The sequence below is a fragment of the Streptomyces sp. NPDC101227 genome, from assembly GCF_044767545.1.
GTDB lineage: Bacteria > Actinomycetota > Actinomycetes > Streptomycetales > Streptomycetaceae > Streptomyces.
In genome coordinates this window covers 265,092-288,331 of the sequence record NZ_JBIWOD010000002.1, presented here as the reverse complement: position 1 = coordinate 288,331, position 23,240 = coordinate 265,092, and the positions used below count along the sequence as shown (strand labels likewise).

Here is a 23,240-nt window from a genome sequence, read left to right as displayed (position 1 = left end):
GAGGGCGGATACGGCGACCGTGGCTTACGACGACGGCTTCCCGCGTACGGAGGCGGTGCAGGCAGTGACCGCGCGGGTCCTTGGGTCTTCCGGCGCTGAGCTGACCGCCGTCTATGTGCCGGCCGAAGGGGACGGCGATCTTCAGCTGGCCGAGGCGGTCGGAGGCTCCGGTGCCCCCTACGGGCTGCCGGAGCGCTGTGCGCTGTCCGGCGACTCCCCGGTCGCCACGGCCTTCCGGACGGGGCTTGCGCAGTGGCTGGGACCCGACGCCTTCGCGGCCCAGGGTTCGGTGGGCGTGCTGCCGCTGGGCGATGACACCAAGCGGCTGGGCTGCCTGGTGATCGTCGACAAGGGCGCGGACGCCTTCGGCGCCGACCGGCGCAGTCTGCTGGAGCTGCATGCCGACCAGGTGGCGGCGGGGCTGGAGGCGGTGGCGGCGCGGGTCATCGGACGGACCGGGAGCCCGGTGGCGCGGCGGCCGGAGGGCCGGGCGCTGCTGGGGCCGGGGCTGGACACGCTCCGGGGCGGCGCGTTCACGCTGGGGCTGAGCACCGGGCAGATGGACACGGACGCCCAGGTGCTGGAGCTGTTCGGCATCGCGCCGCAGGAGTTCGACGGGCGGGTGGAGACGCTGCTGGCGCGTACCGTCCCGGACGATGTGCCCGCGCTGATGGCGATCGTGGAACCGGGCCGGGTGTCCGCAGGGAGCCAGCAGCTGTCGTTCCGTATCCGTCGGCCGAACGGCGAACTGCGCTGGCTGAGCCTGCGCTGCCGGGTGCTGGCCGGCGCCGACGGCGCGCCGGACCGGATGCTGGGCGTGGTCGCCGACGCCGCGTATCTGCGGCCCAGCGCCGACGAAGTCGCCATGGTGCAGCGGCTGTCCGCGGCGCTGGCCGCCGCGACGACCATCCGGGACGTCAGCAAGGTGGTCGCCGCGGCCCTGCGGGCGCCGCTGGGTGCCGCCCGGGTGGCGGTCGCCGAGATCGAGGCGGACCGGTTCGTGGTGACCGTCCTCGATCCCCCGGAGCCCGACGCCTGGCCCTCGGCATGGCGCTCGGAGTGGCGTTCCGAATGGCCCGATGCCTCCTGCCACCAGCTGCCCACCCTGGAGGCCGCGCTGCGCGCCGGTCAGGTGGCCCTGTGGCCCCCGGGGGCCACGCTCGAACCCGCCCTCGAAGGCGTCGCGCCCGGCGGGCTCGCCGTGCTGCCGCTCCCCGCGGAGGGCCGGATGGTCGGGGTGTGCCTGGTCGGCTGGGACGAGGAGCACCGGTTCGGCCCGGAGGAGCGGTCGCTGCTGACCGCGACCGCCGGTCTGGCGGGGCAGGCCCTGGTCCGCGCGCATGCGCTCGATGCCCGGCACGAGCTGACCACGATGCTCCAGCGCAGCCTGTTGCCCCGCAAGCTGCCGAGGCTGGCCGGCGGAGTGGCCGCCGCCCGCTATCTGCCCGCCACCGTGGGGCTCGACGTCGGCGGCGACTGGTTCGACGTCATCCCGCTTTCCGACGGTCATGTCGCGCTCGTCATCGGCGATGTGCAGGGGCACAGCGCCGGAGCCGCGACGATCATGGGCCAGATGCGCACGGCCATCAGGGCCTACGCGGTGGAGGGCCACCCGCCCGACGTGGTGGTCGCCCATACCAACCGCCTGCTCGTCGGCATGGAGACGGACCTGTTCGCCACCTGCTGTTACGTCGATCTGGACATGGAGGAGGGCATCGCCTGGTTCGTACGGGCCGGGCATCTGCCGCCGCTGCTGCGGTACCCCGACGGCAGCACCGAGGAGATGGGCATCGAGGGCGGCCCCCCGCTGGGAGTGATCGCGGACGGCGAGTTCCCGCTGACCGAGGTCGGGCTGGCCCCCGGCACCGTACTGGCCCTGCTCACCGACGGTCTGGCCGAGTCGGCGAGCCTCCCCCTGGAGGACGGGCTGCGCAAGGCGCGCGAGGCGCTCGGCGCGGCGGATCCGGCCGATGTCGGACGGGTGGCCGAGGAGCTGATCGGCAGCGCCGAGCGGCGCGACGACGATGTGGCGGTGCTGGTCCTGCGGTACGACGGGATGCGCAGCCGCCCGACGCGGGCCCGCTGGACGGTATGGCGGCTCCCCGACGCCGTCATGCACGCCCGTCGCTTCACCGCGCGCACGCTGCGCTCGTGGCAGGTGACGCAGGAGATGGATGTGGCCCTGCTGGTGGTGTCCGAGCTGGTCACCAACGCCATTGCGCATACGCAGGGCGAGGTGCGGCTGGATCTGACGCTGGCCGCGGACCGGCTGCGGATCGCGGTGAACGATGCCTCGCCGCGGGCGCCCGTCAAGCCGGTGAGCGTGGACTGGGAGGCGACCGGCGGCCGCGGGCTGCTGCTCGTCGAGGCGATGTCGGTGTCCTGGGGTTCGGTGCCGCTCAGCGGCGGCAAGCAGGTGTGGAGCGAGGTCGCGCTGTCGCCGCGCGAGCGGCTGAGCTGCGGCGACATGGAGGAGGCCGGCTGAGATGACCGCCCGAGCACGGGGGACCGCCCTCCTCCTGGCCGGGCTGTGCCTGGCGGCCGGCGCGTCCGCCTGCGGACCCGCCCGCGAGGTGGCCCGGTCCGGCGCGTCCGCCTCGGCCGGCGGCATGACGATCGGCCTGCTGCTCCCCGACTACACCTCCCGTATGCAGCAGTTCGACAAGCCCCTGATCGAGCGGAGGATCCATCAGCTGTGCCCCGCCTGCCGGGTGGAATTCGCCAGTGCGCAGCACGATGTGGCCACGCAGCAGCAACAGGTGGACGCGATGATCACCAAGCGGGTCAAGGTGCTGATCCTGGATGCCGTCGACTCCAGGTCGATGCGCTCCGCCATCGAGAACGCCCGCCGGGCGGGCATCGCGGTCGTCTCCTACGACCGCCTCGCGGAGGGGCCGGTCTCGGGCTATGTCTCCTTCGACGGCGACCGGGTCGGCAGGCTCCAGGGCCAGGCGCTGCTCAACGCGATGGGCGACAAGGCCCGCGACGGCCAGATCGTCATGATGAACGGCGCCGCGACGGACCCCAATTCCGCCTGGTTCGAGAAGGGCGCACTGGCCGTCCTCCAGGGCAAGGTGAAGATCGGCAAGGCGTACGAGACCGCCGGCTGGCGGCCGGAGAACGCCAATATCAATATGTCCGGCGCGATCTCGGCCCTCGGCGCCGACCACATCGACGGCGTCTACTCCGCCAACGACAGCCTGGCCGCCGGAATCATCGCCGCCATGAAGGCCGCCAAGATGGATCCGCTGCCGCCGGTCACCGGGCAGGACGCCGAACTCTCCGCCCTGCAGCGCATCGTCAAGGGCGAGCAGTACATGACGGTCTACAAGCCGTTCGCCCCCGAAGCCGGCGCCGCCGCCGAAATGGCCGTCGCCCTGACCCGCGGCGAGCCGCTCGACAAGATCACCACGCACACGGTCGACAGCCCCACGACGCGCGACATCCCGACCGTACTGCTCAGGCCGATCGCGGTGACCGCCCACAACATCAAGAGCACCGTCGTCAAGGACGGCATGTACACGGTCCACCAGATCTGCACCCCCCAGCTCGTGGCCGCCTGTGCCAAGGCGGGACTCACCAGGTAAGGCGGGTACCCATGTCCGCACCGCCGCTGCTCTCCCTGCGCGGGATCTTCAAACGGTTCGGCGCCGTGCAGGCACTCGCCGATGTCGAGCTGGACATCCACGCGGGACAGGTCGTCGCGCTGGTGGGCGACAACGGCGCGGGCAAGTCCACACTGGTCAAGGTGATCGCGGGCGTCGACCCCGCCGACGAGGGCGCCATCGCGTGGGACGGCCGTACGGTCCAGATCGCCCGCCCGCACGACGCCCGGAACATGGGCATCGCCACCGTCTACCAGGACCTCGCGCTGTGCGACAACCTCGACGTCGTCGGCAATCTCTTCCTCGGCCGCGAGATCCACCGGGCCGGTGTCCTCGACGAGGTGGAGATGGAGCGGCTCACCCTGGAACTGCTCGACACCCTCGCCATCCGGATGCCCGATGTGCGCCGGCCCGTCGCCTCCCTCTCCGGCGGCCAGCGGCAGACCGTGGCGATCTCCCGCTCGCTGCTGGGCGACCCCCGCATGGTCCTGCTCGACGAGCCCACGGCGGCGCTGGGCATCGAGCAGACGGCACAGGTCCTCGATCTGGTCGAGCAGCTTCGCGAACGCGGTCTCGGGGTGCTCCTGGTCAGCCACAACATGGGCGATGTCAAGGCCGTCGCGGACTGGGTCGCCGTGCTGCGACTCGGCCGGAACAACGGGTTCTTCGACGTGACGAGCACCTCCCACGAACAGATCATCTCCTCCATCACAGGGGCCACGGACAACGCCGTCACCCGCCGTAAGACCCTCGGGTGGGAGGTGGAGCCGTGAGCCGCACCTGGACGCTCAGAAAGCACAAACCGTCCGGTACGCGGGGCCGGGGCGCCGAGGGCCATGTCGCGGGGAGGCCGTCCCCCGCCGCCGAACGGCGCCGGGGCGGGCCGCCCGAACACGGCGAACAGGGGGCCTTCGCCTCGTTCGCCCGCCGCTTCCGCAGCGGCGAACTCGGCTCGGTCCCCGTCGTGCTCGGTCTCGTCGTCGTATGGATCATCTTCGAGACGCTCAACAAGAACTTCCTCTCCCCGCGGAATCTGTCCAACCTCAGCGTGGACATCGTCGGCACCGGCCTGATCGCGATCGGCATCGTCTTCGTGCTGCTGCTCGGCGAAATCGATCTCTCGGTCGGCTCGGTGAGCGGCCTGGCGGCCGCCGCGTTCGCGGTGCTGAACGTCAACCAGGGCATGTCCGAGGGGCTCGCGGTGCTCGTGGCAGTACTGGCGGGTACGGCCATCGGAGCCGTACAGGGATTCTTCTTCGCCAAGGCCGGGGTGCCCGCCTTCGTGGTCACCCTTGCGGGCCTGCTGGGCTGGAACGGTCTGATGCTCTACATCCTGGGCACCAGCGGCACCATCAACCTCGACGACAAGGGCCTGGTCGCCATGCTGACCGGCCACTACTTCACCGATATCGCCGCCGCCTACGGCCTGGCGGCGCTCGGCACCGCCGGGTACTTCCTCGCCTCGTACCGGGACACCAGGCGCCGCAGGGCCGCCGGCGTACCGGCCCGCCCGCTGCGCGAGACCCTGATACGGACGGCCGTCCTCGCCGCGATCACCCTCGGTGCGGCGTACGTCCTCAACCAGTTCCAGGGCCTGCCGCTGGCCCTGCTGATCTTCCTGATTTTCCTGGTGGGCCTCGACTACGTGCTCCGCCGCACACCCTACGGGCGGATGATCTTCGCCCTCGGCGGCAGCGTCGAGGCCGCCCGCCGCACCGGCCTCAATGTCGGCCTGGTGCGGATCTCGGTGTTCATGATCTCCGGGACGATGGCCGCGATCGGCGGCCTGTTCCTGGCCTCCCGGGTCACCTCCGCCAGCCAGTCCTCGGGCTCGGGCAACCTCCTGATGGACGCCATCGCCGCGGCGGTCATCGGCGGCACCAGCATGTTCGGCGGCCGCGGCAGAACCTGGTCCGCCCTGCTCGGTGTCCTGGTCATCCAGTCGATCGCCTCCGGCGTGGCCCTGATGGGCATCCAGACCGCCGTCCAGTTCATGATCACCGGCGGGGTACTGCTCATCGCCGTGGTCATCGACTCGCTGTCCCGCCGCGCCCAGAAGGCCCACGGCCGGGTGTGACCGGGCAGCGCCTGACCGGCGAGTGAGACGGCCTGTACGCCCGCCTCATCGGCGCAGCAGAGCGGCGCGGCACCGACCGCGAACGTCGCCCCGGCACCCGCCTGGTGCATCCCCCGGCGGCTGAATTCCGCTTACCTTGCTCTTCTCCGCATTCCAGCAGGTTAGGGGAATCCCGGCGGCCAGGAGCCTGGGTGCGGTTGCGGATACCGGCCCGGGCGCGAAGCATGGAGGGATATGTGCCGACGGGTGAAGTCCCCGAAGTCTGCGGCAAGAGACCCGTTCCGGCATTGCTGGCCGTATTACTGGCCGCGCCAGTTCCCCCAGCCCTTCTCGAACACCTCTGCTCGAAGGGACGGCAACTTCATGGCCATGGAATACGGACAGCAATGGAGTTTCGCCGCCGAATCCGGTGGCCTCGGCGCGGCGGTCACCGATGCCATGCGAGCCGTGGGCGCCATGAACGACACGGACGAATACGCCGCGGAGGGATATCAGCAGGCGCTCGACGAGCTGAACGGATACCCCGCCGAGGACGTCACCGCGGTGCTGCGACGCGGCTGGGAGACCTTGCCGGAGTTCGCCTATCCCGACCGGTGGGGAATCGTCCAATTGCTCACCGATCTCCGTATGACATCCGCCACGGACGTATTCGAGACCATATTGACCACCCCCATCCCGCCGGAACGCACCCCCGAATTCGGACACCCCTATTCCACCGTCGGGGAAGAAATCACCATCAGGACCACCGCCGTCGAGGGGCTGACGCGACTGGCCGCCGAGGACGATCCCGGCGCCGTCGAGCTGCTCATCCGGCATGTGACGGATGAACACCGCAGCATCCAGGTCGCGTGTGTGATGGCGCTGCGGGATCTCGGCGCGGACGCCGGGGTCGATGTCTCCATCCTGGTCCCGGAAAAGGACCAGGAGTTGCTCCGTATGCGTCGTGACAGCTGGTAGAAGGCCCGCAGAGGCGGGATCCCCCGCTACGCCCTAGCGTGAAGAGGTGGACGAAGTCTTGCTCCCGATGGAGCAAGAAGTCTTGCTGTCTTGCTCCATCGCGAGCAAAGGGGTGATGTGCCATGGCCGACATCAAGGAGCGCGGTCCGGGGACCGCCCAGCGGGCTCTTCCCGCCCGGGAGCGCGGGAAGACGACCATCGCGGACGGTGTGGTCGCGAAGATCGCCTACCTGGCCGCCGAGGACGTACCCGGCGTCCATGCACTGGGCAGCGGAATCTCCCGGTCCGTCGGGGCCCTGCGCAAACGCGTGCCGGGAGGGCCGACCACGACCGTCCACGGCGTCAAGGTCGAGGTCGGCGAGAAACAGGCGGCGGTCGACCTGGACATCATCGTCGAGTACGGCGAAATCATTCCCGAGGTCGCCGGCGCCGTACGGGAAAGCGTGATTTCCGCGGTGGAGCGGATGACCGGCTTCGAGGTCGTGGAAGTGAACACCGCGGTGAGCGATGTGAAGTTGCCCGAAGAGGCGGAAGAGGAAGCGGCGTCCACGGAACGCGTGCTGTAGCAGCGCACCGGCGGCGCGCGCCGGGTCAGCCGGTCACCAGGCCGTGCCGGTCCAACAGCGGTCCGACCTCCGGATCCCGTCCGACCACCGCGCGGAACGCCGCCATGGAATCGACGCCGTTGCCCTGGCCCAGCAGCTCCCGGCGGAAGATCTCACCGCTTTCGCGCACGGTCTTGCCGTTCTCGCGGAACCACCGCACGGTGTCCGCGTCCAGCACCTCGGCCCATCGGTAGCCGTAGTACCCGGCCGCGTAGCTGCCGCCGAAGATGTGCGCGAAATAGCCGGTGCGGTAGCGCGGCGGGACGGCGCTCAGGGCGAGTCCGTAGCGCTCCAGTGCGGCGGCCTCGAACGCCTCGGCGCCGGCCGCGTCCGGCAGGTCCCCGTCGGCGGGGAGGGTGTGCCAGGCCCAGTCGATCACCGCGGCGGCGAGGTGTTCCACCATCCGGAAGCCGACGCCGAAGTCCTCCGCCTCGCGCAGCCGGTCCGGCAGTTCGGGCGGCATGGGCTCGCCGGTGCGGTGGTGCTTGGCGTAATGCGCCAGCACCTCGGGCCAGTCGGCCCACATCTCGTTGACCTGGGAGGGGAACTCCACGAAGTCACGCGGCACTTGAGTGCCGGCCAGCAGCGGATAGCGCACATCGGAGAACAGGCCGTGCAGCGCGTGCCCGAACTCATGGAAGAGCGTGTTGACCTCGCGCCAGGTCAGCAGCACGGGCTCGCCGGGCGGGGGCTTGGCGATGTTCAGGTTGTTGACCACCACCGGGCGGTGGCCCAGCAGGTGCGACTGGGTCACCAGTTCCTTCTCCCAGGCACCGCCGCGCTTGGACGCACGGGCGTGGAAGTCGCCGATGTAGAGGCCGAGCGGGCTGCCGTCGGACTCGTGCACCTCGAAGACGCGGGCGTCCGGATGGTAGGCCACCAGGTCGGGGCGTTCGGTGAAGGTGATCCCGTAGACCAGCCCGGCCGCGTGGAAGACGCCGTCGCGCAGCACGCTCTCCAGCTCCAGGTACGGGCGCAGCGCCGCCGCGTCGAGGCCGCACCGCTCCTTGCGGATCCGCTCCGCGTAGTACTGCCAGTCGGCCGGGCCGATCTCGGCGACGCCCGCCGCCTCGGCCAGCGCCGCGCCCTCGCGCTCGGCGTTGGCGACGGCAGGGGGGATGAGGCGGTGGAAGAGGCTTTCGACCGCGTCCGTGGTGCCGGCGGTCTGATCGGCGACCTGCCAGTCGGCGTGGCTCCGGTGGCCGAGCAGGGCGGCGCGCTCGGCGCGCAGCGTGGCGAGGGTGACGGCGAGCGGGCCGTTGGTGTCGCTGCCCCGGCCGAGCGAGGCGGCGAGCAGGCGCTCGCGCAGCGCCGGGTCGTCGAGCGAACCGAGCTGCGTCTGGTTGCTGAAGTTCTTCATGCCGAGGACGAACTTGCCGTCGTGACCCAGGGCGTTGGCGTGCTCCGCGGCGGCCGCGATCTCGTCCTCGGGCAGGCCCGCCAGCTGCTCGGCGCGGTCCAGTACCAGCGCGGCGTCGGCGGTGGCCGCGCGCAGGTTCCGGCGGAATGCGGCGCAGCGTACGGCGATTTCGGCGTTCAGCTCGCGCAGCCGGCGCTGCTGCTCCGGTCCGAGCCGGGCCCCCGCCCGGACGCGGGCGGTGTGGTGCCGTTCCAGCACCCTCAGCCGGTCGCCTTCCAGGCCGATGCCGTGCCGTTGCCCGTGGAGCGCGTCCAGCCGGGCGAACAGGGCGGGATCGAGCAGCAGCGCGTCCTCGTGGGCGGCCAGCCGGGGCGCGATCTCCGCCTCCAGCGCCTGGAGATCGTCGTCCGTGTCCGAGGCCGTCTTGTTGAAGAACACCCGGCGCACCCGGCCCAGCACGGCACCGCTGCGCTCCAGCGCCTCGACGGTGTTCTCGAAGGTCACGGGCTCGGCGCAGGCGCCGATCGCCGCCACCTCGGCCAGCTGCTCGGTCATACCGCGTTCGAAGGCCGGCAGATAGTGCTCGTGCCGGATCCGCGCGAACGGCGGTAGCTCGTAGGGCAGTTCACTCGGCTGGAAAAAGGGGTTCGCGGTCACGGAATCCGACCCTACGCCCGCCGGCCGCCTCCGGTACGACGGTTGTGCACCGCGGCGGCCGGAGGGTTTCGTTCCGGCCGCCGCGGGCCGTTACGCCCCGTTGTTCCCCGCGCCGTCCTTCTCCCAGCCCCACCGCGGCGTCGGTCCCGGGTCGCCCAGATCGGCGTCGGCCGGCTGCCTGGAGACGTCCTGGGCGATGCGGGTGCCCCAGTCGAAGTAGTCCATGACGCGCCGCCGCAGCGCCGGGTCCGGCGGCAGTTCCTTGTCCACGGCCCGGGACATCAGCTCCAGCCAGCGGGAGCGCTGCGCGTCGGTGATGGTGAGGCCCAAGTGGCCGCGCAGCAGCCCCTGATGGCCGCCGAGTTCGGCGGTGAAGTCCGCCGGTCCGCCGAAGACCTCGGCGAGCCAGACGGCGACGTGGTCGCGGTGCTCGGGGGTGAACCGCGCGAAGACGGGAGCCAGGACGGGGTCGGCGAGGACCGTCTCGTAGAAGGTGTCGCTGAGGCGGCGCAGGGCCGGGGCGCCTCCGACGGCCTCGTACAGCGTCGCGGCCCGTCGCGCGGACGCCACCGGGGTGCGCGCGTAGTGCTTCATCTCCTCGATGTCGTCGATGTACGGCCGTACGGAGGCCAGGAACGGTCCGAAGAGCGGGCCGCCGCGGAAGCCCTGGAGGTGGTCCTCGACCGATGTCCACTCGATGCGGAGGATGTAGCGGTCGGGCTCCTCGACGCCGTGCGCCAGGTCGTAGCCCAGACACTGCGGCGCCGCGTCGAGCTGTTCGGCGGCGGCCGTGTACGCCTTCTCGAAGGCGGCGCGCCGCTCCGGGTCGGCGATGCGGTAGCGGATGTACTCGATGGTCATGCGGGGCGCTCCTGGGAAGTCGTCGGCGTGGCACGCAGCGCCACGGCGTGTTCGGTGAGAAATGCGGTGAGGGAACGGGCCGGGCGGCCGAGCAGGCGGGGAATGCCGTCGGTGACCGCGGCCGCCTCGCCCGCCGCGTACATTCCGTGCAGCTCGACCAGTCCGCTCGCCCGCCATGCGTCCAGGCCGGCGTCGAGCAGGGCGGTGCGGGCCTGGTCGGGGGTGCGGTCGCGGTAGACGACCTCGCGGCCGAGCGTGGCGCCGATGAGTCCGGCGATCTCCTCGTGCGTCAGGGCTTCCGGGCCGGTCAACTCGTGGATCGCGCCCTCGTGTCCCTCGGTGGTGAGCACCTCGGCGGCGGCCTCGCCGACGTCGCGTGCGTCCACGTAGGAGACCGCGGCCGCGCCCGCGGGCAGCGCCAGGGTCCCCGCGCGCAGGGAGGCCGCCGACCCCAGGAAGTTCTGCTGGAAGCCGTTGGGGGCGAGCACCGTCCAGGGCAGTCCCGCGGCCTTGACGTGGTCGAGCGCCGCGGCGTGCGCCGCGAAGAACCGCACCGGGCTCGTCCGCCGCCCCACGCCGATCGCCGCCTGGAGGACGACCCGGGGCCGGCCGGCCTTCGCCGCGGCGTCGATCACATGGCGCGCCTGCCGGGCGGCGTCCGGGTCGACCGGCGTGAGGAGGTAGACGGCGTCGACGCCGTCGGCGGCCGGGACCAACGACCCGGCGTCGTTGAGGTCCGCGACCACCGCCTCCACGCCGTCGTCCCATTCGGCGGGCACGCTGCCCGCGTCCCGTACCAGCGCCCGGACCGTCGCGCCTCGGTCGCGCAGGGCGCGCACCAGCGGCCTTCCGACGGTGCCGGTCGCACCCGTCACCAGAATCATCAGTCCCCCAGGGGCAGTTGAAGTGCCGGAAGGGCGCCCGAGCCGTTGCGGACGCGTCCGGTCTCTCGCGTGATGTACATGCGTTTTCAGCCACTCCCACGCTACGAGCGGCCCCGCTGATCAACAAGCGCAGCTTGTTGTCGATCAACAAGCCGTGCTTGTCGACGGCAGCGTTGGCGGGCCCTACGATGCGGTCGTATGGAACCCGAACTGCGGCAGATGCGGTACTTCGTGGCGGTGGCCGAGCGGCGCAGTTTCACCCGCGCAGCGGAGGACGTCTTCGTCGCCCAGCAGGCGCTCAGCCAGCAGATCAAGGCGCTCGAAGACATCCTGGGCGTACGGCTGTTGGAGCGGACCTCGCGCCGGGTCGAGCTGACGCCGGCGGGTACGGCGTATCTGGCCGACTGCCGGCGGATCCTCGCCGCTTCGGGGCGCGCGGCGCAGCATGCGCGGGCCGTGGCGGCCGGGGAGGTGGGCCGGCTGCGGGTGGCCTATACCGTCAGCGCGGTGTACGAGACGCTCCCGGCGCTGAGCGCGCTGCTCGCGCAGGAGTTTCCGCGGCTGAAGGTGGAGACCCGGGAGATCTTCGCGGCGGACGTCTGCCGGACGCTGCGGGAGGAGCGGTGCGATGTCGCCCTGGCGCCGCGCACCGCGTATCCGAAGGGGATCGCCCAGCGGACCGTCCGGCGCGAGGAGTTGATGCTCGCGGTCGCCGACGGCCATCCGCTCGCCGGTCTGCCGGCCGTGGATCTGGTACGGCTCAGGGACGAGACCTTCCAGCTGTGGCCGCGCGAGATGGCGCCCGGCTATTACGACGCCGTGGTCGGGGCCTGCCGGGGCGCGGGCTTCGAGCCGGCGTTGGACGACACCGCCTCGGGCTCCAATGCCTGGGCGGGTATCGCCGCCGGGCGCGGGGTCAACCTCGTCGTGGCGTCGCTCGCCCACCAGCTCCCGCGCGGCATCACGCTGGTGCCGCTGGCGGAGCCCCGGCCCGGCCTGCGCCTCGACGCCGTCTGGCGGGCGGATCACCCGCATCCGGCCGTCCCCCGTTTCCTCGGCGCATGCGCCGAACTCGCCCGCCGCCGAGCGTGGCCCGCCGACGAGTGACGGGCCGCTCACCAAGGGCGACCCTTCGAAGTGCCGGGAGTCGCGGAGCCTGGTTGGCTGAGGTATGGCGACTTTCCGCCTGCGACGAAGGAGTGATCATGGGCGCCAAGGACGAGGCGCAACAGCGCCTCCAGCAGATGCGTGAGAAGGCCCAGGAGCTGACCGAGGCCGCCGCGCAGGCCAAGGATCCCAAGGAGCGGCAGCGCCTCCAGGAGAAGGCGCGCAAGCTGAAGAGCCAGACCGAGCAGGAGAGCAGCATGGGCGGCGGAGACATCCTGCCTCCCCTGTGACGCGCTCCGCCGCACCGCACCGGCCGGTGTCCCCCAGCCTGCGGACGTCCCCACGGACGGCCCGTACGGCCCGGCGGCCACCGGCCGCTCGATGACCGCACCGGGGGCGAGCGCGTAGCGCACCCCAGGGCCCCGTTCCCCTACCGCCGCACGGCGCGTACGGGAACGGGGCCCGCTGCCGTGCGGCGCGCCGTCGGGGGAACGGGGGCCACAACTCGCCGCGCGCCTCTTGCCAAGCCGAGATAGTACGTGTTCGGATTATCTCCGTCGGGTGCTCCACACCAGGGGCATCACCGCAGATCAGAGTGTGTCCGCAGGCCATTTCACCGGCTCCGCTCCAGCGCCGGGCCGGCCCTTCGTCCCGTCCGCGGCAATCCCCTCTCACCTCACCGAGCCCGCCCACACCTCCTTGGAGGTCACCGTGTTCGATCTTTCCGCCGTCGATCTGCTCGACGCGTTCACCCGTCAGCTCCGCCTCTGCAAGCTGCGCGAGGAAGAGCATGTCGTCGTCCTCGCCGAGCCGGACAGCCGCGGCGACTATGTGGCGGCCGCCTTCGGCGCGGCCAAGGCATGCGGCGCGCATGTCATCGCGGCCACGGTGCCCGGCGGCACCCCGGCGCCGATGCCCAGCACACACACGGGGGCCGGCCCCGGCCTGACCTCCGTACTGCGCGACACCGCCGCCCAGAACCTGCTCAAGTCCGCGGATCTGGTGGTCGATCTGACCCGCGAGGGCTTCATCCACGCCCCGGTCCAGCAGGAGATCCTGCGGGCGGGCACCCGCATCATCTTCGTCTGCGACGCCCCCGAGGTCCTCATCCGCAACCTCCCCGAGGAGTCGGACAAGGACGAGGTGCTGCGCGGCGTCGAGCTGCTCAAGAGGTCGTCGGTGATGCGGGTCGGCTCCGCCGCCGGGACCGATCTGACCGTCCAACTCAGCGGCTCCAAGCCGGAGTTCCAGTGCGGCTTCGCCGACGACCCGGGCCGCTGGGACCACTGGCCGAGCACCATGGTGCTGTGCTGGCCGGAGGTCTCCGACGGGCAGATCGTGCTCGCGCCGGGCGACATCCTGCTGCCGTTCAAGGAGTACGTGCGCGAGCCGGTGACCCTCCAGATCGCGGGCGGTCACATCGAGAAGGTCAGCGGCGGCGCCGAGGCCGATCTGCTGAACACCTTCTTCGACGACTCGCAGGACGCCTGGGCCCGCAGCCTCTCCCACATGGGCTGGGGGCTGATGCGCAGCGCCGACTGGTTCGCCACCGCCATGTACGGCAAGGACGAGCTGATGGGCATGGACGCCCGGGCCTTCGCGGGCAATTTCCTGTGGTCGACCGGGCCGCATCCGGTGCTGGGCCGGGAGTCGTACGCGCACCTCGACATCGCGATGCGCGGCTGTTCGGTGTCGGTCGACGGCACGGACGTGGTCACGGACGGCCTGCCGGCCGACGACCGGTGACAGATGACCGGTGGTCGCCGGTCGGCGCACACCCCGCCGTTGCCTGCCTCTCCCAACCCCTCGCAGCCTCGCACGACATCCTGGAGGAAGAGTGGTGTCCAGCCAGTCGTATGAAGTCACCATCGCCGGCGGCGGCCTGGGCGGTCTGACCGCCGCGCTGGCGCTGCGTCAGCGCGGTCTGCGGGTCACCGTACTGGAGCAGGCGGACCGGCTGGGCGAGGTCGGAGCGGGGATCCAGACCGCGCCGAACGCCAGCCGGGTGCTGCTCGGTCTCGGGCTGCGACGGCAGCTCGAGGCGATCCACACCGAGCCGCTCGACCAGGTCAGGCGGCGCTGGAAGGACGGCAGCGTCATCGGGCTCACCTCGCTCGGCCAGTTCTGCAAGGACCGCTTCAACGCCCCCTACTGGCACTACCACCGCGCCGATCTGCACCGCGTGATCATGGACGCCTGTCTGGATCCGGCGGGCCCCGGCCCGGTGGTCGAGATGCACACCGCGAGCCGGGTGGCCGCGCTGGACCGCACCCGCCCCGAGCGGCCGGTGGCCGTCACCGAGGACGGGCGGCGCTTCGCGTGCGACGCGCTGATCGGGGCGGACGGGGTCCGCTCACAGGTACGCGAGTCGATGGGCGCGCCCGACACCCTGCTGTTCTCCGGCGAGATGGCGTTCCGGGCGCTGATCCCTGGCGATCTGATCGCCGCCGATCCGGCCACGCGCTGGCTGGTCGACCGCTTCCAGAGCACCATCTGGTACGGGCCACAGCGGCATCTGGTGCACTACATGATCCGCGGCGGCGAGTATCTGAACGTCGTGGCGTGCGTGCCCTGCACGGATGAGGTCGCCGAGAAGTGGACCGTGAGCTCGACCGCGCAGGACCTGGTGGACGCGTTCCCCGGCTGGGACGACCGGGTGCCGGCGATGCTGTCGAAGGCCAAGGAGAACGTCAGCTGCTTCGCGCTCCACCACCGGCGGCGCGACCCGGTGTGGATGGACGGGCGCGTCGCGCTGCTCGGCGACGCCTGCCACGCCATGCTCCCCTATCAGGCGCAGGGCGCCTCGCAGGCGATGGAGGACGCGGCGGTGCTGGCCGAGGAGCTGGGCGCGGTCACCGCCTCGGACGTCGAGGGTGCGCTGCGCCGTTATGTCGACCGGCGGGCCAAGCACGCCGGGATGGTGCAGGACGCGTCCTTGCAGAACAAGACCTTCTATCACTTCCCCGACGGCCCCGAGCAGCGGGCCCGGGACGAGAAACTGCGGCGCTTCGACGGCGAGTCCGACCTGTCCTACGACTGGCTGTGGCGCGGCACGCCCCTTCACGACCCCGATCTGGGGGCGTTCTCCTACCAGTTCGCCCGCTGAGCCCTGGAGTTCATGTGGAAACCGGCGACGTGAAAACCGGCGATCGGATCGTTCAGGACCTCCCCTGGAGATGGGGCGTCCAAGGCAGAATTTTCCTCATCGGTGGCCTCGGCTACCTCTTCGACGCGTACGACATCGCCCTCAACGGCTTTCTGATGCCGCTGCTGGGCGAGCACTTCCACCTCTCGCTCGCCGGCCGGGGGCTGGTGGCCACCGCGAACCTGGTGGGGATGGCCGTCGGCGCGGTGGCCTGGGGCGCGGTCGCGGACCGTATCGGCCGGAAGAAGGCGTTCAGCGTCACGCTGCTGATCTTCGCGCTGTTCTCGGTGCTGGGGGCGTGCGCACCGGCGTACCCGGTCTTCCTCGTGCTGCGGTTCCTGGCGGGCGTGGGGCTGGGCGGCTGTATCCCCGTCGACTACGCCCTGGTGGGCGAGTTCTCGCCGCGGAAGTACCGGGGGCGGGTGCTGACCGCGCTGGATGTGTGGTGGCCCGTCGGGGTGACGCTGTGCGGCCTGGTGTCGACGGCCATGGTGACGCTGGACGACGGCTGGCGGTGGATGCTCACGGTGATGAGCCTGCCGGCGGTGCTGTTGTTCTGGGTGCGGCGCGGCGTCCCCGAGTCGCCGGTGTATCTCACGAAGAAGGGCCGGGAGGCGGAGGCGCGGGCGGTCATCGACGATCTGGTGGCCCGTACGGGAGCGGCGCCGGAGCCGTATGTGATTCCGGTACCGGAGGCCGCACCGCGGTCCCGGGGTCCGCGCGCGGTCGCCGAACAGCTGGGCCGGATCTGGTCGTTCAGCCCCCGGATCACCTCGGCCGCCTGGCTGCTGTTCGTCACGGTCATGCTCGTCTATTACGCGGCGCTCAGCTGGATGCCGTCGATCCTCAAGGAGCAGGGCCTGGCCGATACGGCGGCGTTCATGGGCACCACCGTGATGAGCGGCGTCGGGATCGTCGGGGTGCTGGTCTCCACGGCCCTGGTGGATCTGATCGGGCGCAAATGGCTGATCGGCGTCACGGCGCCGCTCGCCTCTCTCGCGCTGGTGGTGTTCGCGCTGGTGATGGAGATGCCCACCGGGTCCGTCGTGGCCATCGGGGCGTTCGGCTTTCTGATGCAGCTGGCCATCCCCGCGCTGTACGCGTACGTGGCGGAGCTGTACCCGACGCGGCTGCGGGCCGGCGGCTTCGGCTGGGCCTCGTCCGTCAGCCGGGCGGTCACCGGGTTCGCGCCGCTGCTGTTCGGCACGGTGATGTGGCCGGTGCTGGGGCTGCCGCTCACGTTCGGGGTGCTGGGACTGGCCGTGGTGCTGGCGGTGGGCTGGATGGCGGTCGCGGCGCCGGAGACGAAGGGGCGGGCGCTGGACGAGGAGGGCGCCGATCCGGGGCACCCGCCGTCGCTGCCGCACCCCGCGCCGCCGGTACGTCCGTCCGCCCGTGCGACGGGAGCGCCATGAAACCCGCCCCCTTCCGCTACCACCGGGCCCGCGATGTCGAGGGCGCCACGGCGCTGCTGGCCGAGCTCGGCCCCGACGCCAAGGTCATCGCCGGCGGCCAGAGCCTGGTCGCGATGATGAACTTCCGGCTGGCCCGGCCCCGGCACCTGGTCGACATCGGCGGGCTGCGCGCCCTCGACCACCTGGGCACCGGTGCCGACGGCGCCCTGCACATCGGGGCGCTCACCACGCATCACACGGTGGAGACGGCGTCGGACGCGCGGCTGGGCACGGGCTTCGCCGTGCTGCGTGCGGCCATGGGCTGGATCGGCCATCTGCCGATCCGCACCCGGGGCACGGTCGGCGGCAGCATCGCGCACGCCGACGCCACCGCCGAATGGTGTCTGCTGGCGGTCGCGCTGGACGCCGAGTTCGTGGCCCACGGCCCGCGCGGTGAGCGCCGCATCCCGGCCGCCGACTTCTTCCTCGGCCCGTACATCAGCGCCCTCGACCACGACGAGGTCCTCGTCGAGATCGTCTTCCCGCGGCCCGCGCCGTATGCCGCGCTCACCGAGTTCGCCGAGCGCCGGGGCGACTTCGCGATCGTGTCGGCCGCGGTCGATCTGGACGTCGAGGGCACGTCGGTCCGGGGCGGCCGGGTGGTGCTGGGCGGGGTGGCGCCGGTGCCGGTCCGGGTCCCGGAAGCGGCGGAGGTGCTGGCCGGGGGCGGGTCCTTCGCCGACTGCGCCGAGGCGGCCGCCGCCGCGGTCGATCCGCCCGACGACGCAAATGGCTCCGCGTCGTATCGACAGCACCTGGTGCGGACCCTGGTCCGGCGTGCCTGCGAGGAGGCGATGGTCCGATGAAGCCCACGGCGCAGGAGAACGGGCCGCTGATCGGACGCTCCGTGACGCGCCGCGAGGATCCCCGGCTGCTGAGCGGGCGCGGCCGGTTCGTCGACGACATCGCGCTGCCGGGCATGCTGCACGCCCAGTTCGTGCGCAGCACCGTCGCGCACGGCGAGCTCACCGCCGTCGATCTCACGGCCGTACGGTCCGTGCCGGGCGTGGTCGCCGCCTTCACAGCCGACGACCTCGGCCTCGGTGACATCACCGCTCAACTGGGCCGCCCGCGCGAGGAGTTCGTCCCCACCGCGATGCCGGTGCTGGCCCGCGACCGGGTCCGCTACGTCGGCGAGCCGGTCGCGATCGTGATCGCCCGCGATGCCTACGCCGCCGAGGACGGCCTGGAGGCGGCGCGGGTCAGCTATGCCGTACGCACGCCGGTGACCAGCGAGGAAGCGGCGCTGGCGGACGGGGCGCCGCTGATCCACGCCGAGGCCCCGCGCAACACCCTGGTCGATGTCTCGCTGTTCGCCACCGACGGCATCGACGAGATCTTCGCGGCCGCCGACTGCGTCGTACGGGTCCGTACCCGCACCGGCCGGCAGAACGCGCTGCCGCTGGAGACGCGGGGCGTGGTGGCCCACTGGGACGACCGCGAGGAACAGCTGGTGATGCAGACCTGCACCCAGGTCCCGCACCAGGTAAGGACGGTGGCGGCGCGCTGTCTGCGGCTGGACGAGCGCGCGGTGCGCGTCCGGGTGCCGGACATGGGCGGCGGGTTCGGCCTGAAGTGCGTGGTGGGCCGGGAGGAGATCGCCGCCGCGGCCGCCGCACGGCGGCTGGGTCGGCCGGTGAAGTGGATCGAGGACCGCAAGGACGCGCTCACCGCGTCCTTCCTCGCCCGCGAGCAGCGCTACGACGTCCGCGCGGCGTTCTCCGCCGACGGCAGGATCCTGGGCCTGGACGCGGAGGTGGTGTGCGATATGGGCGCCTACTCCTGCTATCCGTTCACCGCCGGCATCGAGCCGCTGATGGCGTCCGCCGAGATGCCGGGCGTCTATACGGTCCCCGCCTACCGGGTACGCGGCCGGGCGGTCACCACCAACAAGGCGCCCACCGCGCCGTACCGGGGCGTCAGCCGGCCGCAGTACGTGATGGTCGTGGAGCGGCTCTTCGAGCGCGCGGCCCGGGAGCTGGGCCTGGACCCGGTGGAGATCCGCCGCCGCAATGTCATCACCGAATTCCCCTACACCGGCGTCAACGGCATCACCTACGACCCGGGCTCGTATCTGGAGTCGCTGAATCTGTGCGAGCGCACCTTGCGGGACGAGGGCTGGTACGGGCACCGGAGTGCCGCGGCCGCCGAGGGACGCCATCTCGGCATCGGCTACGCCTGCTTCAGCGAGCGCACGGGCTACGGATCCGCCGCTTTCGCGCAGCGCAAGATGGAGGTGGTGCCGGGCTTCGACATCTCCGAGGTCCGGATGGACACCAGCGGCGCGGTGACCGTCACCACCGGCACCATGAGCCACGGCCAGAGTCATGAGACGACCATGGCGCAGATCGTCGCCGACGAACTCGGACTGGACCTCGCCAAGGTGCGGATCCATCAGGGCGACACGGACCGCATCACCTACGGCTGGGGGACCTTCGCCAGCCGGTCGATCACGGTCGGCGGCAGCGCCGTACGGCTGGCCGCGGGCAAGCTCGGCGAGAAGCTGCGGCGGCTGGCCGCGGCGCGCTGGGACATCCCCTGGGAGGAGACCGAGCTGGGGCGGGGCGAGGTCCGCCGTCGAGGGGCACCGTCGGTGGCGCTCCCGTACACGGAGCTCGCCGACCTCGCCTATCTCCGGGCCCATCTGCTGCCCAAGGACCTGGAACCGGGGCTCACCGCGACCGCCACCTTCGACGTCTTCAACGACGGGACGTTCTCCAACGCCACCCACGGCGTCGTGGTCGAACTCCACGAGGGCACCGGCCGGGTGGAGATCCTGCGCTATGTGTGCGTCGAGGACTGCGGGGTGGCCATCAACCCCCAGGTCGTGGAGGGCCAGTGCCGGGGCGGGATCGCCCAGGGCATCGCGGGCGCGCTCTTCGAGCGGGTGACGTACGACGCGCAGGGCGAGCCGTCGGCCACCAGCTTCATGGACTACAAGGTGCCCACCGCCCAGGAGATCCCGGACGTGGCGATCCACCACCTCGAGACGCCCTGCGCGTTCACCGGGACCGGCGCCAAGGGCGCGGGCGAGGGCGGCACGATCGGCGCCCCCGCGGCCGTACTGAACGCCGTCAACGACGCCCTGCGCCCCACCGGCATCGAGCTCGACGACACCCCCATCACCCCCGAGGCGGTGCTCACCGCACTGCGGCGGACCCCGCCCCCGGCACACACGGAGCGCGACCGATGACCGAACCGGACACCACCGCCGCGGCGGAGCCGGATCTCCAGCTGATGACCCTGGACGTGAACGGCGAGCAGCACGAAGTGATCACCGAGGCGCGCCGCACGCTGGTCGACGTCCTGCGCCACGAGCTGCGGCTCACCGGCACCCACGTCGGCTGCGAACACGGCATCTGCGGCGCCTGCACGGTCCTCGTCGACGACCGTCCGGTACGGGCCTGCCTGATGTTCGCGGCGCAGGCCGAGGGCACCCGGATCCGTACCGTCGAATCGCTGGCCGAGGAAACCGGCGACGACGGCCCGCAGTCGCGCCAACTCAGCGATCTGCAAAGGGCATTCAGCGACCACCACGGCCTTCAGTGCGGCTTTTGCACGCCCGGATTCCTGATGCTCGCCGAGGGTTTTCTCGCCGAGCGGCCGGGGGCGACCAAGGAGGAGATCCGCGAGGTCGTGGCGGCCAACCTGTGCCGGTGTACCGGCTACCAGTCCATCGTCGAGGCGATCGACGGCTGCGCCACGGCCCGGCGCGCCGCTAAGGAGCGATGAGGATGCAACTGACCCACACGGTGCCGGTGAAGGCCGCGCCGGACGAGGTGTTCGCCCTGATGAACGACGTCCGGCGGGTGGCGTCCTGCATGCCGGGCGCGACGCTGGACGGTCAGGACGGCGACTCCTGGCAGGGCAGGGTCACAGTGCGGGTCGGCCCGGTCACCGCCGCCTACGCCGGCCGCGTCCGTTTCCTGGAGGCCGATGCCGGCACGCGGCGGCTGCGGGTACAGGCCCGCGGCGCCGATACCCACGGCAGCGGCGACGCGGAGGCGGAGGTGACGCTGACGGTGGCCGAGGCGCCGGAAGGCGCGCGGCTGGAGCTGTCGACGGACCTGGTCATCCGGGGCAAGCTCGCGCAGTTCGGCAAGGGCGCGATCGCCACGGTGTCGCATCGGATTCTGGAGCAGTTCGCGCAGAACCTGGGCGGGTTGCTGGGTGCGGAGCAGCGGGCCGGGGACGCGGCGGCTCCGGAGGCGGCCACACCCGCCGCTGCCGCCGTCGCCCTCTCCCCCGCCCCGGAACTCAACGGCCTCTCGCTCCTCGCCGGTCCCGCCCTGGCCAAGTACGGCCCGCTCGCCGCCGCCTTCGCCTTCGGCGTGTTCGAGGGCTGGCTGCTCGGCCGGCTCCAGGGACTGAACCGGCAGGTCAAGGAGGCCCGGCGCGCATGAGCACCAGCCAGTACGGCGCGGCCACCGACCGCACCTACGCCCGCGCCGGCTTCGGCGCCCCGGTCCGCCGCGGCCGCCGCCCCGCGCTCGTCGTCGTCGACCTCACCCGCGGCTTCACCGAGGACCGCTTCCCGTCCGGCGCGGACCTCACCGAAGTCGTCGCCGCCACGGCCGAGTTGGCGACGGCAGCCAGGGGCGCCGGCGTCCCGGTCCTCTTCACCGCCATCGCCTACACCCCGGCGGAGGCGTCCGGTGACCGCCTCGCCTGGCTGCGCAAGGCGCCGGGCCTGCGCGCCCTGGTGGAAGGCAGCGAGGCGGTCGCCCTGGACCCGCGGCTGCCGTACCACCCGGCGAGGGACCGGCTGGTGATCAAGAAGGGCGCCTCGGCGTTCTTCGGCACCTCGCTCGCCGCCACCCTGACCGGTCTCGGCTGCGATACGGCGGTGATCTGCGGGGCGACCACCAGCGGCTGCGTACGGGCCACCGCGGTCGACGCCGTACAGTCCGGCTTCCCCGTCCTCGTCCCCCGCGCCTGCGTCGGCGACCGCGCGCGGGGACCGCACGATGCGGCCCTCTTCGACATCCAGGCGAAGTACGGCGACGTCATCGATCAGGCCGACGCCCTCGGCTACCTCGCCGCGTCCACGCCCCACCCCGCCTGACCGGCTCCCCCTCACCCCTTCAGGAGGTTTCCGTGCCGCACGCACCGCGGGCCGTACCGCAGTCCGCCCTCGCCGATCTGGCCGACATCCCGGCCACCGGCCGCTGGGTCCGCTCCGGCACCGCCCGGCTGCACGTCCTGGACTACGGCGGCCCCGGCCCCGCCCTGGTGATCCTGCCGGGCATCACCAGTCCGGCCGTCACCATGGACTTCGTCGCCCGTGAACTCACCGATCTGGTCCGCCCGTTGGTGGTAGACATCCGCGGCCGCGGGCTCTCGGACGGCGGTGGCGCCTACAGCCTGGAGGAGTACGCCGAGGACACCGAGGCCGTCGTGAACGGGCTCGGCCTGCGCCGGCCCCTCCTCTTCGGGCATTCCATGGGCGCGCGGATCGCCGCCGTGGTCGCGGCCCGCGGCAAGGCGGCCATCGGCGGCAGCGTGCTCGCGGACCCGCCGATGAGCGGCCCCGGCCGCGGGCCGTATCCGACCTCCCTGGAGGCCTTCCTCGGCCAGCTCGCGCAGGCGGAGCGCGGTACGGACGCCGATGAGGTGGCGGTTTCCTGGCCGCGATGGCCGCGCCGGGAACAGGAGTTGCGGGCCCGCTGGCTGTCCAGCTGCGAGCGGCGGGCGATCGCCGCCAGCCACCGCGGCTTCGAGACCGAGGACTTCTTCGCCTGGTGGCCGTCGGTCCCCGGCCCTGCGGCCCTGCTGTACGGCGCGGACAGCCCGGTGGTGACGGCGGCCGGCGTGGCGCGGGCGCGTGCCCTGCTGCCCGCCGCCTCGTTCGCCGCCGTTCCGGACGCCGGGCACATGATTTTCTGGGACAACCCACCCGCGGCACTGTCAGCCCTACGAGAGGCGCTGCGCCCGATGCTTGGGTGATCGTCCGGACCGTGGCGAAGCCGTCCGCGCCGCTCCGGCGCACCGTGATTGAGTTGCCCCATGGCTGATGAGAGCGCTTCCCCCGACTTCGCGCCGGCGATTCCGCAGGCCCTGACCGCCGCGCCCGGCTATCAGGTGCGCCGTCTCTATCAGGCGTATCTCGCCATATGGGTGCGCGCGGTGGACGCCACGCTCACCGGGCCGCAGTTCGCGGTGCTGACGGCGGTGGACGCGGCACCGGGGCGCGATCAGCGGTCGATGGCGTCGGCGGTGGCACTGGACACCTCCACGATGGCGGACGTCGCCCGTCGGCTGGAGAACCGCGGCCTGCTGGAACGGCGTGGCGACGCCGCCGACGGCCGCCGCAAGCTGCTGTACCTGACCGACGAGGGCGAGCGGACCCTCCGCGACGCCCACGACCGTGCCCGCCGCCTGGACGAGCGGCTCCTGCAGCCGTACGACGACGACCGGCGCGCGGACCTGATGCATCTGCTCACCTCTCTGGCCGACCACTGGGAGGGCCTGGCCGGGGACCACTGACCGCACCCGTCGTCCGCGCGGGTGCCTCGCTCCCCCTTCCCG

Annotated in this window: 21 protein-coding genes; 18 read left to right on the top strand and 3 right to left on the bottom strand. The window is 72.0% G+C overall.

Features of this window, described 5'->3' with window-relative positions; all coding sequences use genetic code 11:
* The first annotated feature begins 64 nt into the window (after nt 1-64).
* The 6 genes from ACIRPT_RS05100 (at nt 65) to ACIRPT_RS05075 (ending at nt 7,205) form a co-directional block, all read left to right on the top strand.
* Nucleotides 65-2,485 carry a SpoIIE family protein phosphatase gene (locus ACIRPT_RS05100; protein ID WP_403823365.1) on the top strand — a complete coding sequence of 807 codons (2,421 nt, stop codon included), beginning with the start codon at nt 65-67 and terminating at the stop codon, nt 2,483-2,485.
* Between the two features lies 1 nt (nt 2,486).
* The gene (locus ACIRPT_RS05095) at nt 2,487-3,587 is read left to right on the top strand and encodes a substrate-binding domain-containing protein (RefSeq protein WP_403822389.1); all 1,101 of its coding nucleotides are present in this window, start codon (nt 2,487-2,489) and stop codon (nt 3,585-3,587) included.
* Between the two features lie 11 nt (nt 3,588-3,598).
* Nucleotides 3,599-4,378 (top strand): ATP-binding cassette domain-containing protein, encoded by a 780-nt coding sequence (locus ACIRPT_RS05090; protein WP_403822386.1) that lies wholly within the window; start codon nt 3,599-3,601, stop codon nt 4,376-4,378.
* Nucleotides 4,375-5,682 carry a sugar ABC transporter permease gene (locus ACIRPT_RS05085; RefSeq protein ID WP_403822383.1) on the top strand — a complete coding sequence of 436 codons (1,308 nt, stop codon included), beginning with the start codon at nt 4,375-4,377 and terminating at the stop codon, nt 5,680-5,682. The genes ACIRPT_RS05090 and ACIRPT_RS05085 overlap by 4 nt, the downstream gene beginning before the upstream one ends.
* Before the next feature lie 363 nt (nt 5,683-6,045).
* Nucleotides 6,046-6,639, top strand: coding sequence for a hypothetical protein (locus ACIRPT_RS05080; RefSeq protein WP_403822380.1), 594 nt, complete (start codon nt 6,046-6,048; stop codon nt 6,637-6,639).
* A gap of 122 nt (nt 6,640-6,761) precedes the next feature.
* The gene (locus ACIRPT_RS05075) at nt 6,762-7,205 is read left to right on the top strand and encodes an Asp23/Gls24 family envelope stress response protein (RefSeq protein WP_403822377.1); all 444 of its coding nucleotides are present in this window, start codon (nt 6,762-6,764) and stop codon (nt 7,203-7,205) included.
* A 25-nt stretch (nt 7,206-7,230) separates the two neighbouring features.
* Here the strand turns inward: ACIRPT_RS05075 and ACIRPT_RS05070 are convergent, their stop codons facing one another.
* The 3 genes from ACIRPT_RS05070 to ACIRPT_RS05060 form a co-directional block, all read right to left on the bottom strand.
* Complete coding sequence (locus ACIRPT_RS05070) at nt 7,231-9,261, bottom strand: M3 family metallopeptidase (RefSeq protein ID WP_403822374.1); 2,031 nt, start codon at nt 9,259-9,261, stop codon at nt 7,231-7,233.
* Between the two features lie 90 nt (nt 9,262-9,351).
* Nucleotides 9,352-10,122, bottom strand: a complete 771-nt coding sequence (locus ACIRPT_RS05065) for a group II truncated hemoglobin (RefSeq protein ID WP_403822371.1) — start codon at nt 10,120-10,122, stop codon at nt 9,352-9,354.
* Nucleotides 10,119-11,006 (bottom strand): SDR family oxidoreductase, encoded by an 888-nt coding sequence (locus tag ACIRPT_RS05060; protein WP_403822368.1) that lies wholly within the window; start codon nt 11,004-11,006, stop codon nt 10,119-10,121. The genes ACIRPT_RS05065 and ACIRPT_RS05060 overlap by 4 nt, the downstream gene beginning before the upstream one ends.
* 198 nt (nt 11,007-11,204) lie before the next feature.
* Between ACIRPT_RS05060 and ACIRPT_RS05055 the strand changes: the two genes are divergently transcribed.
* From ACIRPT_RS05055 to ACIRPT_RS05000, 12 genes are all read left to right on the top strand, one after another.
* Complete coding sequence (locus tag ACIRPT_RS05055) at nt 11,205-12,113, top strand: LysR family transcriptional regulator (protein WP_403822365.1); 909 nt, start codon at nt 11,205-11,207, stop codon at nt 12,111-12,113.
* Nucleotides 12,114-12,211: 98 nt separating this feature from the next.
* On the top strand, nt 12,212-12,403 hold the full coding sequence (locus tag ACIRPT_RS05050; protein ID WP_403503640.1) for a DUF6381 family protein: 192 nt from the start codon (nt 12,212-12,214) through the stop codon (nt 12,401-12,403).
* A gap of 421 nt (nt 12,404-12,824) precedes the next feature.
* Entirely contained in the window at nt 12,825-13,859 is a 1,035-nt protein-coding gene (locus tag ACIRPT_RS05045; RefSeq protein WP_403822362.1) for a hypothetical protein, read from the top strand.
* Nucleotides 13,860-13,950: 91 nt separating this feature from the next.
* A complete protein-coding gene (locus tag ACIRPT_RS05040; protein ID WP_403822359.1) occupies nt 13,951-15,219 on the top strand; it encodes an FAD-dependent monooxygenase in 1,269 nt (422 codons plus the stop codon).
* Nucleotides 15,220-15,248: 29 nt separating this feature from the next.
* Nucleotides 15,249-16,673 (top strand): MFS transporter, encoded by a 1,425-nt coding sequence (locus ACIRPT_RS05035; protein WP_403822356.1) that lies wholly within the window; start codon nt 15,249-15,251, stop codon nt 16,671-16,673.
* Nucleotides 16,670-17,518, top strand: coding sequence for an FAD binding domain-containing protein (locus tag ACIRPT_RS05030; RefSeq protein WP_403822353.1), 849 nt, complete (start codon nt 16,670-16,672; stop codon nt 17,516-17,518). Before ACIRPT_RS05035 ends, ACIRPT_RS05030 begins: the two co-directional genes overlap by 4 nt.
* Nucleotides 17,515-19,905 carry a xanthine dehydrogenase family protein molybdopterin-binding subunit gene (locus ACIRPT_RS05025; RefSeq protein WP_403822350.1) on the top strand — a complete coding sequence of 797 codons (2,391 nt, stop codon included), beginning with the start codon at nt 17,515-17,517 and terminating at the stop codon, nt 19,903-19,905. The genes ACIRPT_RS05030 and ACIRPT_RS05025 overlap by 4 nt, the downstream gene beginning before the upstream one ends.
* A complete protein-coding gene (locus ACIRPT_RS05020) occupies nt 19,902-20,444 on the top strand; it encodes a (2Fe-2S)-binding protein (protein ID WP_403822348.1) in 543 nt (180 codons plus the stop codon). Before ACIRPT_RS05025 ends, ACIRPT_RS05020 begins: the two co-directional genes overlap by 4 nt.
* Nucleotides 20,445-20,446: 2 nt before the next feature.
* Nucleotides 20,447-21,115, top strand: a complete 669-nt coding sequence (locus tag ACIRPT_RS05015; protein WP_403822346.1) for an SRPBCC family protein — start codon at nt 20,447-20,449, stop codon at nt 21,113-21,115.
* Nucleotides 21,112-21,777: an isochorismatase family protein gene (locus ACIRPT_RS05010; RefSeq protein ID WP_403822343.1), complete on the top strand. Its 666-nt coding sequence runs from the start codon at nt 21,112-21,114 to the stop codon at nt 21,775-21,777. Before ACIRPT_RS05015 ends, ACIRPT_RS05010 begins: the two co-directional genes overlap by 4 nt.
* A 32-nt stretch (nt 21,778-21,809) precedes the next feature.
* Entirely contained in the window at nt 21,810-22,658 is an 849-nt protein-coding gene (locus tag ACIRPT_RS05005) for an alpha/beta fold hydrolase (protein ID WP_403822341.1), read from the top strand.
* 60 nt (nt 22,659-22,718) lie between these two features.
* Nucleotides 22,719-23,198 (top strand): MarR family winged helix-turn-helix transcriptional regulator, encoded by a 480-nt coding sequence (locus tag ACIRPT_RS05000; protein ID WP_403822338.1) that lies wholly within the window; start codon nt 22,719-22,721, stop codon nt 23,196-23,198.
* Nucleotides 23,199-23,240: the final 42 nt, after the last annotated feature.